Source organism: Parabacteroides sp. APC149_11_2_Y6, assembly GCF_054506995.1.
On sequence record NZ_CP173709.1, the window covers coordinates 2651769 to 2669024 of the forward strand.

Genomic DNA, 17256 nt, shown 5'->3' on the forward strand with positions numbered 1-17256 from the left:
TATTGTCAGCCTCCAGGAATCGAACCCAGTCCAGTCTCGCTTGACAAGGAGAAAACATTCAGGCTGCCCCGGTCACCCGGTTAAGCAACTTATTAATAAACAGCCTTCACAGGTTAGTTAAATTCATTCTCTTTCAACCATGACTCAAAGTCATCACGGTTGATGATTACGTTTCGTCCTTTCTTGACACAACGAAGAGAACCATCACGAAGAGCATTAGCAACTTTCCGGCGGGAACCAGCTTCACGTTCTGCCTCCGACCGATTCATTGTAGGTTTAAGTACGCCTATCATTCTAAGAGTAGAACGAACCGTTTCAGTGATAAGTCTTTTTGATTTACTCTCTGCGTATTGTTCTGCAATATCCAATACCTCTAAAGGAGAGTACATTCTATTTTCAAGTGTCATATGACTAATGGCATATTGCGCCCTCTCGCTCTTGTACGGGTACGGGCGACAAGTTCAACATTTGTATTTGTACGGGTTCGGATTCTTTGCCGACGCATCTCGAAATGACTGTCAAGACAAAGAATAAAAAGAAGAATACAAGCAATAGAGGATTTAAGAACCCTTTCGTAATATAATGACGCTAATTCCCGTCCATTTCTTACTTTGAGTATGCTCATTGCTTTCTGTATCTGATTACTTATAGTACTTATAGCTCTACATTTCATATCTGCAATCTCTTTTTTCTCACTTCCTTTTAGATATAAAACGGCAGTTCTTTCGCATTCAAGACTAAGCTCTGTCAATACTCTTTCCACAATCGTATATATTTCTTAATTACTTCAAACGTATTATCGAAGTAAATCCAGGATACTCAGTTTCCGATATGCGAAATTTAATATCCATCCTACCCTTCAATTCTTTAGTAAGCCGTGCCTCTTTATTTCTTCTGGCAGCCTCAGACTTAATACCAGTATGACGACTTTTATCAAATGGGACTTTGAATATATCCCCTACTTTTATGTTATCAAACAATCTGGTTGTCTGATAATTTTCATCTATCGTTATTTCTTTTTCCATAAGTAAAATTGATTTTTAATTAATGTGGACGGTGCCGGAGTCGAACCGGCCTCATGGATTATTGGTGCACCTCTCCATAGTTTCAGCCCACGAAACACAACCGCCCATGTACCGGGACTTTCACCCGGCAGTTTTTTTAAGACAACCTAAACATAAACGAACTAAACAACTTCAAAAAAAGCCTTTGCAGCTAAGATTTTCTTTTCTGCTAACAACCGACCTGCCTCTTCTCTGTTTTTCCATTCACGATAAAGGGAGACATCCTTTTGAGTATTTTCCAATTCTTTATTAAGAGAACCTATTAATTCTATCAGTTCTTCTTTTGTCATTTCCTCTATTCCTTTTGCTTCCATATATTTATTATTTTAAGTCTGTTATTAAATCAAGTTTATAGGCAGAATAAGCAAAAACAACGATACCTATGAGATTTGGTATAAATGTCATTGATTCGGATACCATAAGGATAAAACCCATAAATAGAGCTATCCCATAAATTGTCTTTTTCATAAGCGTTAGAATTTATTTGTGCCCGCCAACCTTTTAGACGGTTGTACCCAGAATCGAGACTGGACGGGCTATATGTATATGTATCTTGTTGAATTTCTACTTAAAGAAAATTTAAAAGCCATGCTTACAACTTTCGATTATTTACCTTAGCCTTGTGAACGTGTCGGTGGTTACTGCCTGTAGCCGATTAACTTCGCGTCCGCTATATTGCGGGTAAGCGCACGGTAAAACCGCGTTATATACATTGTGAACGTCAAGGAGTCGAACCTTGTCTGAATCTCTATCCATCACCAGTCGAACTCTTTCGACTTACGCCCTATATTTTAATATGTGGTTATGAAATTTTCTACCTTGAAACTTCTGAAGCCGTTTGCGTCTATATCGAAATAGCGAACCGTTTTGTGGTTTTCAGAACCTGCGCCTTTAATAAGGTTCTGAACGTCTTTGAGAGTACCTTTTGCTTTTCTAAGGCTACCGTCACTTTTCTCATAAGCAAAAGCTACTATACCTTTGTGCATCTGCTTTGTCAGCCGGTATAAAGCCCAAGCACGAGAAAGACATACGGCGAATGCTTTACCGGTAGCTGTCATTAGCTCGTAAGCCATGCAAAAAACTTTGTGTCTGAAATTCGTTTTCATAATCGTGTATGTTTATGTATTAGTATAAAAATGAGTTCATTGCTTCATAGCTACCAAAGATTTCAATAGCAGAATCATATAGGTTATCCGGCATGAGATATTCGGATTCTCTTTCAAGTGCAGTGATTCCTTCATTGATTATTTCGATTGCTTCATCTCTGCTATCTACATCATATTTATAGCAGACCTCTTTTTCTGACATTGCCTCTACTTCTACAAGTTCTTGTCTTGCATTTTCAAGTTCTAATTGTACTGTTTCGTATAAGCGTGCCATAATCGTGTATTTTAATATGTTTATACTATTGTCCGTTATTTCGATATGCTTTATCTTTGTTGCGTATCGTGATAGCGTTATCATGATGCAAATATACTAGAAGTTCTATATCTAGCATAGTATTTCTAGTTAATATATGTTATTATGCTAGACTTTCTATAATAAAATTAGAATATCCATATGACACTAAAAGAAAGAATGTTTTATCTTATTGAAAAAGAAGGTCTTAATCCCAATCAATTTTATACTGTATCAGGTTTAGGAAATGGATACCTTGATAAAATAGGTGAGTCTTTTAGAAAACCCACAATAGAGAAAATTCAAAAAACTTTTCCACGCTGGAATATGGATTGGATTCTCTATGAAAAAGGAGAGCCTTTTGTAGAAGTTCTAGAAAAAGTATTCATTTCCAATGCGCATGCCATTGAGAACATATCCTATATGGAAGTACCTATCGTGCACGTTCATGCAAAATGTGGTTACCTGTCAGGATATGGAGACAAAGAATACATTAATAAACTACCTACAATGCCGGTCATTGTAGACAAAACTTACCTGGGCAAATACATGATTTTTGAAGCTGAAGGAGATAGCATGGATGACGATAGCCGTCGTGCGATTTGCGATGGTGATAAAGTTCTTGGCAGAGAGGTCAAACGTGAACTGTGGCGATCCAAATTACATTATAATGATTGGTACTTCGTTATTGTACACAAAACAGATGGAATATCAATAAAAAAAATCATAGATCACGATGTGGAGAATGGTATAATTACATGTCATCCATTAAATTCACTATTCCACGACTACAAAATCTGCCTTGATGAAGTAGCCGAGCTTTATAACATCATAAAAATAGTGGAAAGGAATGCACGGCTATAAAAATTATTCTATTGAAAACATTTATTTTTTTAATATACAAACTCTAAATATTTAATATCATGGATTTTAAAGACATACTTAAACAGCTATCAGATCGAGTTATTAAATTAAAGGATAACATTCAAACAGAAGAAGCCACAAAAAATGCATTTATCATGCCTTTTATTAATGCGTTAGGCTATGATGTTTTTGATCCTATGGAAGTTGTACCTGAGATGACTTGCGATATAGCAATGAAAAAGGGTGAAAAAATAGATTATGCTATTATGAAAGATGGAGAACCCATTATTCTAGTAGAGTGCAAACATTGGGCTCAAGATTTAAATCTACACGACAATCAACTTATCCGGTATTTTAATGTATCTAAAGCTAAGTTTGGAGTTTTAACGAATGGCATTATCTACCGCTTCTACACAGATCTTATTGAACCTAATAAGATGGATACTAAACCTTTCCTCGAAATTGACATTACAGACATAAAGGATGTTCAAGTCGAAGAATTGAAAAAATTCCACAAATCATATTTTGATATTGAAAATGTACTAAGTTCTGCTAGCGAATTAAAATATACAGGAGAACTAAAAGTGATTATCAATAAAGAGTTTATTAATCCTTCTCCTGAATTTGTAAAATATTTCGCAAAGCAAGTTTATGATGGAATGATAACGCCTAAAATATTAGAACAATTTACATCACTAACAAAAAAATCCATAAATGGATATATTAATGACCTCATTTCGGAACGTCTCAAATCCGCATTAAAATCAGAAGAAAGCGTAAATATTGAAGATGATATATCTTCAAATAACAATTCATCTGAAGAACAAATAGATAAAGACAACAAAATCATAACCACAGAAGAAGAAATCGAGAGCTATTTATTAGTAAAAGCAATTCTCCGTAACCATGTAGATATATCACGGGTTGTATATCGCGATGCTCAAACCTATTTTGCCATATTATTTGATGATAATAATAGAAAACCTATATGCAGGATGTACTTTAATTCATCTAAAAAATATATTGCAACATTCGATGAAAATAAAAAAGAGACTAAACATTATATAGAAACACTTGATGATATATATTCTTATTCAGAAGAACTAATTAAAATTATTGAGTTCTATCAAAAATAATCTCACAATTAAAGCATATAGCTTGACTATTTATATCGAGCTATATGTATTCATTTGATTAATAAACAATATAAAATTCAATCAATACGCCTAGAATCTATACAAACAGTCTTACATAAACAACAAAACATTATGTCATTCATAAAAAAGCAATTGTATTTTTTTATTAAGAAATTATCTGAAATAGACCACAAGAGATTTTACCGAAAAAAAAATCAATTTTATATCAACAGATACCATGTCTGCGAACAAAAGAAACCAGCTCAAATCATTCGAAAAGAAATGAACATATTGAAAAAATACTGGAAAACATATCCTTTCCAGTATTTTCGATACAATATGTACCGTTCTGATTGCTGTTTTTCTATAGATGAGATGAAATGTTACATACCTGATTATTTTGCCTACTATTTACTATACCCTAAATCCTTTTTATCAAGAAACTTACTCTGCGAAGATAAATTTCTTTTTTATGCTATTTGTGAAGGGTTTCAGATTACCCAAGCACAAACTATTCTTCTTTCAAAAGAAAAACATTTTTACACTCATAGACAGAACCCTATAGATAAAGAAGATGCTTTTGACATAATAATAGAATCTGATTCCACTAAAATATTTTGCAAACCTAGATATGGTATTGGTGGTGGAGGTATAATTGTCTTGCAAAAAGAAAAAGAACAGTATATAAATAAAGAATCTTCTACTATTGTTACCCCTGATTTTCTAAACAACCTTCTTTTACAAGATTATATTATTCAAAAAGGAATCGTACAACATGCTGTCATGAATAATATTTATCCTAACTCCGTAAATACATTTCGAATCATAACAGAATATAAAGGGAATGCAGAAATTGCAATCTTATTCACTTTACTTCGAATGGGGAATAAGGGAATGGATGTTGACAATGCAAGCTCCGGTGGTATATACATTGGAGTGAATGTAGCTACGGGAGAACTCCAAAAGTACGCAATATCAAATCAACAAGAAATATTCGAATATCATCCTTATTCAGGATTTAAGTTTGAAAGCTTTTTCATTCCTTTCTGGCAAGAAATAGTTACATTTATCAAAAACGTTGCATTTAAGTTTTCAGAGATAAGATACATAGGATGGGATGTTGCTTATTCAGTAGATGGCCCAGTTATTATTGAAGCAAACAATGGCCCAGATATATCAATCATACAAGATTGTTTTGGTGGAGTAAAAAAACAATTTCACATAAATTGTCCGGATGATTTTTGGTTTTCAAATAAATTCAGTATAAAAGATTTATAATATTAAGCTATTTACGCATCCTCATGAAACAATTTAAAGATGGATAGTTTTGACCGAAACAGGTATGTAAAATATTATTAGGGAGAATTAGAAAACCCTGATAAATTCAACGAATTAAAAAACAAACTAAATCATAAATAGGCCGGGGCAATCATTCCCCGGCCTTTTTAAGCTATTCTAGATATCACTATCCAGACTTCTTTTATAGAGCTATTTTATTTTCACACCTCTTCTCTTCCTTATTTAGCTCATCAATAAAAAGTCTGTTAGCAATATCAGCTTTCCGATAATCCTCATTGATATATATACCCGTGGTAATAAGATTATGTTCTGGCTCCCGGTGTCCTAAGCAGATCGAAATATCATCTTTGCTTATACCTATATCTCGCATAAGAGTGGCAAATGAGTGACGACTAAAATAGGTTGTAAGATTTCCGTCCGTTTCGATATCTAATAAGTCGGCTATCTTTCGAAGCTGTTGATTTAGCATCTTATTAAATGCTTCTGAATTAGCATACTGAAATTCCGATCTACGAGTATGAGGGGTATAATTCAGGTCCCTTTCATCAAGGCAGTAATCCGCGAACCACAAAAGATATTTTTGCCCTTCGTATTTTCCCAAGATAGCCTCTGCTTCCGGTTCTATCTTCATATTATAGAATCGATCCGTTTTATGGCGATTAAACTGCAAACGGCCATTCTTTATACTCTCTTTCTTCATATAGAATAAATCTTTCGTATTTATGCCCATGAGGTACATTTGAAGCATGAAAATATCCCTTGCTATTTCCATCTTTGATGTAGGAAGTTTGGCATCCCTAATCTTTCGGATTGTCTCGATTGATAAATTCCGGTTCTTTGTTGGCTCGTTCTCAATCTTTAATCGGCGAAAAGGATAATTCGTTATTACCGGATCTGCAGGATTGGAATTATACTCGTCGATGGCAGAATTAAACATAGACCTGATGTATCGGAGGTAAAGAGCTATTGTGTTTTTCTTCTTTCCTTTCTTGTGCTGATCGGCAATAAACTTTTCCAAAAAAGACACTGTAATATCAGAGAAATCCAAAGGCTTGTGATGATACTCCTGTAACCGATGCAAAGTGTTAGTTAATGGAACCACAGTTCCATTTTTCCCCATTTCTTCCAGATCTTTGATTCTTCTCTTTGTATATTCAAAGAAATCAGTTACACAAAAAACCTCACTTCGGGACAAAAGAAAGTTCTTTATGACCTTTACATCTAAAGAGTTTGCTTTTTCTCCCAGATTAAGTAATTTTCTTTCGTACTTGGTTACAATCTCGTTAAGTTGAATATTCTTCATACTTGCATTCGCATCACCACCTTTACCACCATACACACGAGTAGCTTTAAAGTTTTGAGGAAGGACATAGATACCGGTAGATATCCATTCCGCACTACCCCGATGAGTGATTTGAGCGTAAATAACGCATTCACCATTTTCTTTTGTTTGGCCTTTTCTGATGACTAGTTTCAAGTTTGCCATATAACCTCCATTTTCAAATTAGTTTCAAACGATTTTCAAATTAGTTTCAAAACCTGTTTCAAATTAGTTTCAAATCTTTTGTGTGAAGGTGTGCGTATAAACTTCGCACATTTGGCAGTTTTTAGTTAATTTACCCGATAAAAAAGGTTTATAAACAAAAACAGCACTTCACAGATTAAACTGTAAAATGCTGTTTATTAACTTGTTGCTTTAAGTGACCTGGGAGGGGCTCGAACCCTCGACCCAATGATTAAGAGTCATTTGCTCTACCAACTGAGCTACCAAGTCATCATGTATTATTTCTTTTGAGTGACCTGGGAGGGGCTCGAACCCTCGACCCAATGATTAAGAGTCATTTGCTCTACCAGCTGAGCTACCAAGTCATTCATGCAATCTTTGTTTCTCGATTGCGGGTGCAAAGATAGAGGTTTAATTTTTCTTTGCAAACTTTTCAGGGCTTTTTTTACCCGGAAAATTATTCAAATTCATAAATATCAGAAGGCGTAGTCCGCTTCAATGCTACTAAAGAGACATCCTTCCCTACCCGTATTCCTTCTTGGAACAGACGGATATCCACCGTTTTATATGCTAATTCGGGATGATTATTATCGCGGCTTAAATGGCACAACCAGATATCCTTTAATTTCGGGTCATAATGAGTAGCCAGGAACTCTGCCGCCTCACGATTGCTCAAATGGCCGGTCGGACTTGCCACCCGCTCTTTCAGAAAAGCAGGATACGTTCCGAATTGAAGCATTTCCTCATCATAATTAGCTTCTATAATCAGATGGTTTGCCATGCTCATATATTTGCTTACGATGTCTGTTATATGACCGACATCCGTTGCAAAAGTAAATTTATGTTCGCCGTATTCTATCAGATATCCTACACTATCGGTACTGTCGTGAGGTACTTCAAATGCCGTAATACGGAAATCCCGGATAGTAAAAGGAACTTCCTTCTCTATAATCCTGCGGGAACTGTTCAAAGTTTCTTCCACGTAACGGCTCTTATCGATTCCACGGTGTACTGCTTCTGTTGTATATACGGGAATACAAAATTTCTCTCCCAAACAGCCTACTGTTTTAATATGGTCCGCATGATCGTGCGTAATCAGAACAGCTACAATTTTAGAGAAATCTATAGAATTATCCTTCAATACCTTTCTTATCGTACGGATGCCTATACCAGCATCAACCAACACCCCATATTCAGGGGTACCCAGATAATAGCAGTTTCCACTGCTTCCACTTGCTAAACTTAAAAATGACAGTTTCATTTTCCTTAATCATTAACATCCGGCTTAAATTATGGACGGAATGTATCTGGGATTGTCACCTCCCCGATAAGCGAACAGTTCATATGCTCTTTCACCTCATCCGGTGTCAGGCCATGACCAAAAAGGAACATCAGTTTTGTAACCGCGCTTTCTGTTGTACTGTCAAAACCACTTATCACACCCGCTTCCAACAATTTATGCCCTGTTTCATACCGGTGCATTTCCACACTTCCGGCACTACATTGGGTTACATTCACAATAACAATCCCACGGTCTACTGCTTCTTTCAGCATCTTTAGGAACCAATCGTAACACGGAGCATTACCACTTCCGAAGGTTTCCATCACAACGCCTTTCAGGTCCGGAATATTTAAAATACTCTCTACTACTTGCGGAGAAATGCCGGGAAACAATTTTAGTACGGCAATATTCCGATCCAGTAAATAATGGGGTTTCAATGGCTTCCGAGACACAGAATGATAAATCTGCTGCGTATCATACTTTATATAAATACCGGCATGAGCAAGCGCCGGATAATTATACGAACGGAAAGCATTGAAGTTGTCAGCATTAATCTTACTGGTACGGTTTCCTCTCAGCAGGTCATTTTCAAAAAAGATACAAACTTCCGGAACAATAGGGACACCATTTTCTTTTGCAGCAGCTATCTCTATTGCTGTAATCAGATTTTCCTTACCATCCGTCCTCAACATGCCTATAGGCAATTGCGAACCGGTAAAGATGACCGGCTTACTTAGGTTTTCAAGCATGAAACTCAGAGCTGAAGCAGTAAACGACATTGTATCCGTACCATGCAACACTACAAATCCATCATACGACTGGTAGTTGTCTGCTATGATCTTTACAATCTTCATCCACGATTCCGGTCCCATTTCAGAAGAATCCATAGCCGGGTCGAACTGAATAGTAGATACAGCATATCCCAATTTTTTTAATTCCGGCATATTATCCTTAAGATGTTGGAAATTAAAAGATTCAAGGACGCCAGTCTCCGGATTTTCAATCATACCGATAGTTCCCCCTGTATAAATAAGCAGGATAGAAGCTTTCTCACACTGAGTATTCATATTTATCGCCATATAACTGCAAAGGTAATAATTTTATTCTTCTCCTTTCAACACTGGCACACTTATATGATATTTCACTGCAAGGATACGGGATATAAAAATACTTGCAGCCGAAATAAATTGAGTCAGCAAAGGACTCACTCCTATCGACAAACAAATACAATATACAATACCACCGAACACACATGCCAAAGCATAAATATCTTTTCTGAATATAAGAGGCACTTCATTTATCAATATATCACGAATCATTCCCCCAAATGCACCCGTGATGGTTCCCATTACAATCGCCACCCACATAGGGAAGCCGAATGCAAGTGCCTTCTCTACTCCAACAACACCAAAAAGCCCTAAGCCAATCGCGTCAAAAATAAAGAAGGTATTTTTCAGACTAATGACATATTTTCTAAAAATTATCACAAAAAGCAAAGCCAGAGCAGATATAATCAGATAAGACGCCTGTTCCATCCAAAAAGGCGTAGCGTTTAATAAAATATCGCGGATCGTTCCTCCGCCAACGGCTGTTACAACTCCGACAACATAAGCTCCAAACCAGTCGAACTGTTTGGCGGAAGCAAGTCGGATACCACTAATTGCAAATGCGAATGTCCCTGTGTAATCGCAAAAGGTGATAAAATCTATCATTGTGTTTTTTCTGCAAAATTAATAAAAAGCTCACTATATTCTGTATTTATATAGAAATGACCTGAGAATAATTTAAACCAAACAAATAAATTTTTGTTTATAATAAATATGTTTGTAGCCGATTATGCGTTGATGATTTTACCAAACAAACAGCAAAATGAGAAAAATAATATTTGGTACACTCTTGTATTTGCTCTATCCGTTGACAACCTGGAGCCAGGGATATTTCCCTCAAAGAGCGACCCGACAATATACCAGCGATAGCATCAAAATAAATCCTCCCCGCCCATGGAAGGCTGCATTGGAGGTCTTTAGTTTGAATATGGGAGTTTGGGTTTTTGACCGTTATGTTGTAAATGAAGATTTTGCCCGTATAAACTGGGGTACTATTAAGAATAATTTTAAAACAGGTCCGGTATGGGATACGGATAAATTCTCGACAAACCTGTTTGCCCACCCTTATCACGGCTCACTTTATTTTAATGCTGCCCGTAGCAACGGGTTGAATTTCTGGCAATCCATCCCTTATACTGCCGGAGGTAGCCTGATGTGGGAGTTCTTCATGGAGACGGAACCCCCTTCTATCAATGATATGCTTGCCACTACATTCGGAGGCATCGAGTTGGGAGAAATCACTTACCGCCTGTCGGATTTGTTCATCGACAACCGTAGCCATGGAGCCGAACGGGTAGGACGTGAAATATTAGCGGGTATCATCTCTCCCATGCGAGGGATAAACCGTTTGATTTCCGGTGATGCCTGGAAACACAGGACAAATAAAGGAAGGCATTTCCCCTCCGTACCGGTCAACTTCATTATTACTACCGGTCCTCGCTACCTATCCGAACTAAAACTGGATCAAAGCAAAGAAAGGGAAAGTTCCGTCAGTATGAATATCTCTTTCCATCTGGACTATGGGGACCCGTTTTATGATGAATTTTATTCACCATACGAATGGTTCCGTTTTCATATGGGCATAGACTTATTCTCTTCACAGCCGCTTATCACCCAAGTAAATGCTATCGGTGCTTTATGGGGAAAAAGGGTTTGGGAAAAAGGTCCGCGAACCCTGACAGCCGGTGTATTCCAGCATTTCGACTATTACGATTCCGGACTCAAATCGCATACACCTTACCGCATATCGGAAGCAGCAGCAGCCGGGGGAGGTCTTATCTATTATAAGCGGGCAAACAATAAGGATGATAAAACTGATATCTTCGCCGAGTTTTACCTGAACGGAGTAGCTTTGGGTGCAAGTATCTCCGATTATCTGAAATTAGGAGACCGGGATTATAATCTGGGAAGCGGTTTCAGCGGTAAATTATTAACAGGCGCCATCTACAACAAACGCCTGGCATTCCTCATCAACATGGAGAACTACCAGATATTTACATGGAAAGGGTACAATCCGGATAGCTTCTGGGATCCGGAACAATTGAATGATACAAACATCCAGGGAAACATAGGCAATGCGCGATTGACTATGTTTTCCGTAAGATTGGGATATTTGCTGAAGGATAAATTCAACATCTCCGTTTCGAACCGATATTTCACCCGACGGACAGAATATAAATACTATCCGACGGTGAACAGTTCCACTTATGATGTTATGCTGAGCTTAGGAATAAGGCTTTAATTTTTCCTTTCCAGTTCGTTCAGATTCTCCATCTTTTTACGCTGCATAAATTCGTAGATACCTTCCAAGTGTTCGGTTACTTTTTTGTGACCGAACTCATATACTTTGGATACAAGTCCATCCAGGAAATCACGGTCATGAGATACGACAATCAACGTTCCGTCGAAATCAATCAACGCTTGCTTCAGAATATCCTTGGTTTTCATATCCAAATGGTTGGTAGGTTCATCGAGAATCAGCAGGTTGACAGGTTCCAGCAAGAGCTTAATCATAGCCAGACGAGTACGCTCGCCACCAGAAAGGACTTTCACCTTCTTTGTCGAGTTCTCGCCACCAAACATGAAAGCACCAAGCAGGTCCTTTATTTTATTACGGATATCCCCTTTTGCCACATCATCGATAGTCTGAAAAACTGTCAGGTTTTCATCCAGCAAGGATGCCTGGTTCTGAGCAAAATAACCAATCATCACATTATGACCGAGTGTAAGCGTTCCTTCATGCTCAATCTCTTTCATAATACATTTTACTAATGTAGATTTACCTTCACCATTCTTCCCTACAAAAGCTATCTTATCTCCACGTTCTATAGTCAGGTTCGCATTTTTGAAAACGACATGGTCACCATAAGTCTTCCCTACATTTTCAATCATAACGGGATAAGAGCCGGAACGCGGAGCCGGTGGAAATTTCAAACGCAAAGCAGAAGTATCTTCTTCATCCACCTCCAGTATTTCCAGCTTCTCAAGCATTTTCACACGGCTCTGTACTTGCAGGGTCTTTGAATAGGTTCCTTTGAAACGTTCGATAAACTCTTTTGTCTCAGCTATAAATTTTTGCTGTTCGTCAAAAGCTTTTTGTTGTTGTTCGCGGCGTTCCTTACGAAGTTGAAGGTAGGAACTGTAGTTTACCTTATAATCATAAATACGTCCCATAGTTACTTCTATGGTACGGGTAGTTATATGGTCTACGAAAGCACGGTCGTGACTGATTACAATCACAGCTTGTCCGTTATCAATCAGGAAATCTTCCAACCATTGGATAGACTCGATGTCCAGATGGTTAGTCGGCTCGTCGAGCAGCAATACATCCGGTTTCTTTAGCAATAGCTTAGCTAACTCGATACGCATGCGCCATCCGCCACTAAACTCACTGGTCTGGCGTGTAAAGTCTTCACGCGTAAATCCTAACCCCAGCAATGTTTTCTCTATATCCGCATCATAATTGATTTCTTCAATCGAGTAGAATTTCTCGCTCAATGTAGAGACACGTTCTATCAATTCATAATAACTATCAGAATCATAATCCGTACGGGTTTCCAACTCTTTGTTGATAGCGGCAATCTCCGCCTCCATCTCATGCAGATGGGCGAATGCCTGGGCTGTTTCTTCAAAAACCGTCCTGCCGTCTTCTGTCATTAAATGCTGGGGCAGATAGGCTATAACCGTATCTTTCGGTGCAGACACTTTGCCACGTGTCGGTTCACGTACTCCTGCCAATATCTTCAATAATGTAGATTTACCGGCTCCATTTTTCCCCATCAGGGCAATCCGGTCTTTTTCATTAATAACAAACGATACATCCGAGAAAAGAGCAGCCCCACCAAATTCAACAGTTAATCCGTCTACTGAAATCATATGTATTATAACTTTATTAATTGAAGGCACAAAGGTAGGGAAATTTCCCTGACTGAAAATTCAGGCGGGGAAATATTTGTTTTATATACAAAAAGCCCTATCTTTGCACCCGCTAATACAAACAGCTTAAATTAATTATTCAAACATGGCAACAAAAATTAGATTGCAAAGACACGGTCGTAAAAGCTATGCTTTTTACCAGATTGTAGTCGCAGACAGCAGGGCTCCACGTGATGGAAAGTTTATTGAAAGGATAGGTTCTTATAATCCGAACACTAATCCTGCTACAGTAGATTTGAACTTCGAAAGAGCTTTGTATTGGTTACAGGTAGGTGCACAACCTACAGACACTACTCGTAACATCCTTTCCCGTGAAGGTGTTTGCATGAAAAAACACTTATTGGAAGGTGTTAAGAAAGGTGCTTTCGACGAAGCTACAGCAGAAGCTAAATTCGAAGCTTGGTTGAAAGGAAAACAAGCATCTTTACAGGCTGTAAAAGAAAAAGACAGTGAAGCTGCAAAAGCTGCTGCCAAAGCTCTTTTAGAAGCTGAAAAAGAAGCAAACAAGGCAAAAGCAGAAATCGTAGCTAAAAAGAAAGCAGAATTGGCAGCCGCTGAAGCTGCTAAGCAGGCCGAAGAAGCAGCTCCTACAGAAGAAGCAGCTCCGGCAACTGAAAGCGCTGAATAATTCTCGCAATGCCAAAATAGAAGGCCGTCTCTTTTCAGGGGCGGCCTTGTTATTTTAAAACATAGGTGTTTTGCATTCAAAACATATATGTTTTAAAATCAAAGCATATATGTTTTGAATCTATGCCTAACTACCTTCATAATCGAAGCCACTATCTCTTTTTTCATTTAGCCCGGATTAAGGAAATTACAATCATCTCCCCGTCTCCATCCCTGTCATATTCAAATACCAGCTTCTCCGTATTCTGTTGCAAGACATAAATAATCCATGCCTTCCCTCCCTCTTCATTTTTAGCATACATAATCATATCTTTCCCATTATAGGTATAAGAACAATAATTTAAACCGGACTGGGCTGTTTTCGCATCTCCGAAAAAGAAATGAGTTTCCGTTGCTATAAAATAAGGCGACTTATTAAAGTCCGTAACCTGTTTTTCCTTATAAACCACCCCTTCCACATGCCAGATTCCTGCAATCTTTGCATTGTCATTCTGCTTTTTGCCACATGCCATAAAACTCAGTCCCACCACAATCATCAATAAAATCTTACCCAATGTTCTCATATCGGACAATACTTTTGCTAACCGTTTCCTTCAGAAAGCAGATTATACATTAAATAAAAGAAAAGCGAGGAAACTACACGATACAATTGAGAATATATCTAAAAAACACTCTTCTGTCACACACACTTTATAAGGATGTAAATCTAAATAAAAAACATTCAACCCCGACAAACAATCGATAAAATCCGCTTGGCAAAAGAGTTTTTTAACCTTCTGACGGGAAATGACAATGTGTCTCCACTCTGTAATATTGTCATAAAAACAAGGTTGTTTAATTACCCGATTCCAATATGGCACTTATTTTGCATAACTTGTTATGATTGCAAACAGAAATAGATTTTATCGATTAACTATAAAAATATAAATATTTGATTATGAGCAAGCAAGGAAACATTGGTGTTACCAGTGAGAACATCTTCCCGATTATCAAGAAATTTTTGTACAGTGACCACGAAATTTTCCTTCGTGAATTAGTGTCCAATGCCGTAGATGCCACACAGAAATTAAAGACATTGGCATCAGTCGGTGAATTTAAAGGAGAACTGGGAGACCTGACAGTTCGTGTCAGCTTCGATGACAAAATAATCAAAATATCCGATCGCGGTATTGGTATGACTGCCGAAGAAATCGACAAGTATATTAACCAGATCGCTTTCTCCGGTGCTGAAGAATTTGTTCAGAAGTATAAGAACGATGCTGCAGCTATTATCGGCCACTTCGGACTTGGTTTCTATTCTTCTTTCATGGTATCAAAGAAGGTTGAAATCGTTACCAAATCTTATAAAGAAGGAGCTGTTCCTATGAAATGGAGTTGTGATGGTACTCCTGAATACACTTTGGAAGAAACTGACAAAGCAGACCGTGGAACAGACATCATTCTTTACATCGATGATGAAAACAAAGACTTCCTGAATAAGGACAAACTGAACGGGCTGCTGACTAAATATTGCCGCTACTTGCCTGTTCCTATCGCTTTCGGGAAAAAACAGGAATGGAAAGATGGCAAATATGTAGACACTGACGAAGATAATATCATCAACGACGTACAACCGGCATGGGTTCGTAAACCTGCCGATATGAAAGATGAAGATTATAAGAAGTTCTACCGCGAGCTGTATCCAATGGCAGAAGAACCGTTGTTCTGGATTCACCTGAATGTAGACTATCCGTTCCATTTGACCGGTATTTTATATTTCCCGCGCATCAAGAGCAACATGGACTTGCATCGTAACAAAATCCAGTTATATAGCAACCAGGTATTCGTTACCGATTCTGTAGAAGGCATCGTTCCGGAATTCCTGACATTGCTGCATGGCGTACTCGATTCTCCGGATATTCCTTTGAACGTATCCCGTTCATATCTGCAAAGCGACCAGAATGTGAAGAAGATTTCCAACCATATCACTAAGAAGGTTGCCGACAGATTGGAAGAAATCTTTAAATCAGACCGTTCTCAGTTCGAAGAAAAATGGGATAGCCTGAAACTTTTCATCCAGTATGGCATGTTGAGCGAAGAGAAATTCTACGACCGTGCTGCCAAATTCGCTTTATTGAAAGATGTTGACAATAAATACTACACACTGGAAGAATACAAAACGCTGACAGAAACCAACCAGACGGACAAAGATGGTAATCTGATTTACTTATATACAACCAATGCAAACGACCAGTACAGCTATATTCAGGCTGCTAAAGACAAAGCCTATAGTGTTCTGATTATGGATGGGCAGTTGGATGTACATGCTATCAGCCAGTTCGAACAGAAATTTGAGAAAACTCGTTTTGTTCGTGTAGACAGCGATACTATCGATAACCTGATACGTAAGAGCGATGCCGGTCAGGTAACACTGGATGAAGATCAGAAGACTGCTTTACAGGAAATATTCAAGAGCCAGTTGCCGAAAATAGAAAAAACTGATTTCTATGTAACTTTTGAAGCTCTTGGAGCAAGCTCTAATCCGGTTATGCTGACACAAAGCGAATACATGCGCCGTATGCGTGAAATGTCTGCCATGCAACCAGGCATGTCTTTCTATGGTGAAATGCCGGACAACTACAACCTGGTACTGAACACAGACCACGAACTGGTTAAACAAGTGCTTGCCGATGAAGAAAAGACCTGTACAGAAAAACTGAAACCCATCCTGGATGACCTGAAAGGATGGAAAACTCGTCAGAGCGACTTGCGTGAGGCCCAGGGAAAGAAGAAGGAAGAAGAAATTACTTCTGCTGAAAAAGAAGATATGACCAATACGAATAAAAAGGTAGACGAACTGGCAGCTCAACGCGATGCGATCCTTGCTGAATATGCAAGCGGCAACAAAGTAATCAGCCAGCTTATAGACCTTGCCTTACTGGCTAACGGTATGTTGAAAGGAGAAGCTTTAAGCCAATTCATCAAACGCAGTGTACAGATGATCGGTTAATCTCCCGATAGATTAAAGCATATCTACAACTTAAATATACAGAGCGAAACG

18 protein-coding genes and 3 tRNA genes are annotated in these 17256 nt (G+C 38.0%); 6 read left to right on the forward strand and 15 right to left on the reverse strand.

Annotation, left to right across the window (positions count from 1 at the left end; all coding sequences use genetic code 11):
* Positions 1 to 113: 113 nt before the first annotated feature.
* The 7 genes from ACGE0T_RS10995 to ACGE0T_RS11025 all read right to left on the reverse strand — a co-directional run bounded on the left by ACGE0T_RS10995 (position 114) and on the right by ACGE0T_RS11025 (position 2444).
* Positions 114 to 389, reverse strand: a complete 276-nt coding sequence (locus ACGE0T_RS10995) for a hypothetical protein (protein WP_459186702.1) — start codon at positions 387 to 389, stop codon at positions 114 to 116.
* A gap of 393 nt (positions 390 to 782) precedes the next feature.
* Entirely contained in the window at positions 783 to 1025 is a 243-nt protein-coding gene (locus tag ACGE0T_RS11000) for a hypothetical protein (protein ID WP_459186703.1), read from the reverse strand.
* 25 nt (positions 1026 to 1050) lie between these two features.
* Positions 1051 to 1131 (reverse strand) — tRNA-OTHER (locus ACGE0T_RS11005).
* Between the two features lie 55 nt (positions 1132 to 1186).
* A complete protein-coding gene (locus tag ACGE0T_RS11010) occupies positions 1187 to 1378 on the reverse strand; it encodes a hypothetical protein (RefSeq protein ID WP_459186704.1) in 192 nt (63 codons plus the stop codon).
* Between the two features lie 7 nt (positions 1379 to 1385).
* Positions 1386 to 1532, reverse strand: a complete 147-nt coding sequence (locus ACGE0T_RS11015) for a hypothetical protein (protein WP_459186705.1) — start codon at positions 1530 to 1532, stop codon at positions 1386 to 1388.
* A 323-nt stretch (positions 1533 to 1855) separates the two neighbouring features.
* Positions 1856 to 2170, reverse strand: coding sequence for an SH3 beta-barrel fold-containing protein (locus ACGE0T_RS11020; protein ID WP_459186706.1), 315 nt, complete (start codon positions 2168 to 2170; stop codon positions 1856 to 1858).
* A gap of 19 nt (positions 2171 to 2189) precedes the next feature.
* Positions 2190 to 2444, reverse strand: a complete 255-nt coding sequence (locus tag ACGE0T_RS11025) for a hypothetical protein (RefSeq protein WP_459186707.1) — start codon at positions 2442 to 2444, stop codon at positions 2190 to 2192.
* A 180-nt stretch (positions 2445 to 2624) separates the two neighbouring features.
* On the opposite strand from ACGE0T_RS11025, the gene ACGE0T_RS11030 reads away from it, so the two are divergent.
* The 3 genes from ACGE0T_RS11030 to ACGE0T_RS11040 all read left to right on the forward strand — a co-directional run bounded on the left by ACGE0T_RS11030 (position 2625) and on the right by ACGE0T_RS11040 (position 5740).
* Positions 2625 to 3326 carry a S24 family peptidase gene (locus tag ACGE0T_RS11030; protein ID WP_459186708.1) on the forward strand — a complete coding sequence of 234 codons (702 nt, stop codon included), beginning with the start codon at positions 2625 to 2627 and terminating at the stop codon, positions 3324 to 3326.
* Between the two features lie 59 nt (positions 3327 to 3385).
* Complete coding sequence (locus tag ACGE0T_RS11035) at positions 3386 to 4462, forward strand: type I restriction endonuclease (RefSeq protein ID WP_459186709.1); 1077 nt, start codon at positions 3386 to 3388, stop codon at positions 4460 to 4462.
* Positions 4463 to 4594: 132 nt separating this feature from the next.
* Positions 4595 to 5740 carry a sugar-transfer associated ATP-grasp domain-containing protein gene (locus ACGE0T_RS11040; RefSeq protein ID WP_459186710.1) on the forward strand — a complete coding sequence of 382 codons (1146 nt, stop codon included), beginning with the start codon at positions 4595 to 4597 and terminating at the stop codon, positions 5738 to 5740.
* 202 nt (positions 5741 to 5942) lie between these two features.
* On the opposite strand, the gene ACGE0T_RS11045 is transcribed toward ACGE0T_RS11040, so the two are convergent.
* The 6 genes from ACGE0T_RS11045 to ACGE0T_RS11070 all read right to left on the reverse strand — a co-directional run bounded on the left by ACGE0T_RS11045 (position 5943) and on the right by ACGE0T_RS11070 (position 10259).
* Entirely contained in the window at positions 5943 to 7247 is a 1305-nt protein-coding gene (locus tag ACGE0T_RS11045) for a phage integrase SAM-like domain-containing protein (protein WP_459186711.1), read from the reverse strand.
* 215 nt (positions 7248 to 7462) lie between these two features.
* Positions 7463 to 7535: transfer RNA gene (locus tag ACGE0T_RS11050), tRNA-Lys, on the reverse strand.
* A 22-nt stretch (positions 7536 to 7557) separates the two neighbouring features.
* Positions 7558 to 7630 (reverse strand) — tRNA-Lys (locus tag ACGE0T_RS11055).
* 92 nt (positions 7631 to 7722) lie between these two features.
* Positions 7723 to 8526 carry an MBL fold metallo-hydrolase gene (locus tag ACGE0T_RS11060; protein WP_459186712.1) on the reverse strand — a complete coding sequence of 268 codons (804 nt, stop codon included), beginning with the start codon at positions 8524 to 8526 and terminating at the stop codon, positions 7723 to 7725.
* A gap of 29 nt (positions 8527 to 8555) precedes the next feature.
* The gene (locus tag ACGE0T_RS11065; protein ID WP_459186713.1) at positions 8556 to 9626 is read right to left on the reverse strand and encodes an asparaginase; all 1071 of its coding nucleotides are present in this window, start codon (positions 9624 to 9626) and stop codon (positions 8556 to 8558) included.
* A gap of 21 nt (positions 9627 to 9647) precedes the next feature.
* Positions 9648 to 10259 carry a trimeric intracellular cation channel family protein gene (locus ACGE0T_RS11070; protein WP_459186714.1) on the reverse strand — a complete coding sequence of 204 codons (612 nt, stop codon included), beginning with the start codon at positions 10257 to 10259 and terminating at the stop codon, positions 9648 to 9650.
* 157 nt (positions 10260 to 10416) lie between these two features.
* On the opposite strand from ACGE0T_RS11070, the gene ACGE0T_RS11075 reads away from it, so the two are divergent.
* Positions 10417 to 11895 (forward strand): DUF3943 domain-containing protein, encoded by a 1479-nt coding sequence (locus ACGE0T_RS11075; protein WP_459186715.1) that lies wholly within the window; start codon positions 10417 to 10419, stop codon positions 11893 to 11895.
* Here ACGE0T_RS11075 and ACGE0T_RS11080 read toward each other — a convergent pair.
* Positions 11892 to 13529 (reverse strand): ABC-F family ATP-binding cassette domain-containing protein, encoded by a 1638-nt coding sequence (locus tag ACGE0T_RS11080; protein WP_459186716.1) that lies wholly within the window; start codon positions 13527 to 13529, stop codon positions 11892 to 11894. The two genes, ACGE0T_RS11075 and ACGE0T_RS11080, sit on opposite strands and share 4 nt — an antisense overlap.
* A 145-nt stretch (positions 13530 to 13674) precedes the next feature.
* On the opposite strand from ACGE0T_RS11080, the gene ACGE0T_RS11085 reads away from it, so the two are divergent.
* Entirely contained in the window at positions 13675 to 14217 is a 543-nt protein-coding gene (locus ACGE0T_RS11085; RefSeq protein ID WP_459186717.1) for a 30S ribosomal protein S16, read from the forward strand.
* 163 nt (positions 14218 to 14380) lie between these two features.
* Here the strand turns inward: ACGE0T_RS11085 and ACGE0T_RS11090 are convergent, their stop codons facing one another.
* Entirely contained in the window at positions 14381 to 14779 is a 399-nt protein-coding gene (locus ACGE0T_RS11090) for a lipocalin-like domain-containing protein (RefSeq protein WP_459186718.1), read from the reverse strand.
* Between the two features lie 374 nt (positions 14780 to 15153).
* Here ACGE0T_RS11090 and htpG point away from each other — a divergent pair, with 374 nt between their 5' ends.
* Positions 15154 to 17205, forward strand: a complete 2052-nt coding sequence (gene htpG / locus ACGE0T_RS11095) for a molecular chaperone HtpG (protein ID WP_459186719.1) — start codon at positions 15154 to 15156, stop codon at positions 17203 to 17205.
* Positions 17206 to 17256 lie beyond the last annotated feature (51 nt).